Genomic DNA, 1,097 nt, shown 5'->3' on the forward strand with positions numbered 1-1,097 from the left:
CAGACGCTTGCCACCCCGACCATCCCCACGCGCCGCCACCACCACATCCCGCACCCCGGGATGCTCACCCAACACCGCCTCCACCTCACCCGGCTCAATCCGGAACCCACGAATCTTCACCTGCTCATCCCCACGCCCCAAAAACTCCAACACCCCATCAACCCGCCACCGCACCCGATCCCCCGTCCGATACAACCGCCCCCCACCCCCACCAAACCCATCCGCCACAAACCGCTCCGCCGTCAAACCAGCCCGACCCACATACCCCAACCCCACACCCACACCACCCACCAACAACTCACCCGCAACCCCCACCGGCACCACATTCATCCACTCATCAACCACCCACACACTCGACCCCACCAACGGCCGACCAATCGGCACCACACCATCCCCCAACACCCCACCACCCACATCAAACAACGAACTAAACGTCGTACACTCCGTCGGCCCATAACACGCCACAAACCGCAACCCCGGAAACACCTCCCGCACCCGCTCACACAACGCCACCGACAACGCATCCCCACCCGTCAACAACAACCGCAAACCACCAAACACCTCCACCCCCAACTCCACCACCTGATGAAACAACCCCGCCGTCACATGCGCCACCGACACCCCAAACCCCTCCAAAAAACCACCCACATCCACACCCCCCACACCACCACCAGCCACCACCAACTCCGCCCCACCCAACAACGCACCCCAAATCTCAAACGTCGACGCATCAAAAGCCACCGGCGCCAACTGCGCCACCACATCCCCCACCCCAACCCCCAACAACGGATCCGAACACAACCGCAACACCCCCCGATGCGACACCTCCACACCCTTCGGAACCCCCGTCGACCCCGACGTATACATCACATAAAGCGCCGACCCCGGATCCACCACCACACCCCGCGCAACCGCCACCTCCCACCCCACACCCTCCACACCATCCCCAACCCCCATAGCCCCCACAGCCTCCTCCAACACCACCACCCGCACACCCAACGACTCCAACCACCCCACCGACCCACCACCCGCCACCACCACATCCAACCCCGCATCCTCCACCACAAACCGCAACCGCGCCTCCGGCCACTCCGGAT

At 64.0% G+C, this 1,097-nt stretch carries 1 protein-coding gene; it reads right to left on the reverse strand.

All coding sequences use genetic code 11. From position 1 onward, the window contains the following. Positions 1-1,097: AMP-binding protein (locus DQW85_RS22485; protein ID WP_162795236.1), on the reverse strand; the 1,097-nt coding region annotated here is incomplete at both ends.

It is taken from the genome of Nonomuraea lactucae, assembly GCF_003313395.1.
Classification (GTDB): domain Bacteria; phylum Actinomycetota; class Actinomycetes; order Streptosporangiales; family Streptosporangiaceae; genus Nonomuraea; species Nonomuraea lactucae.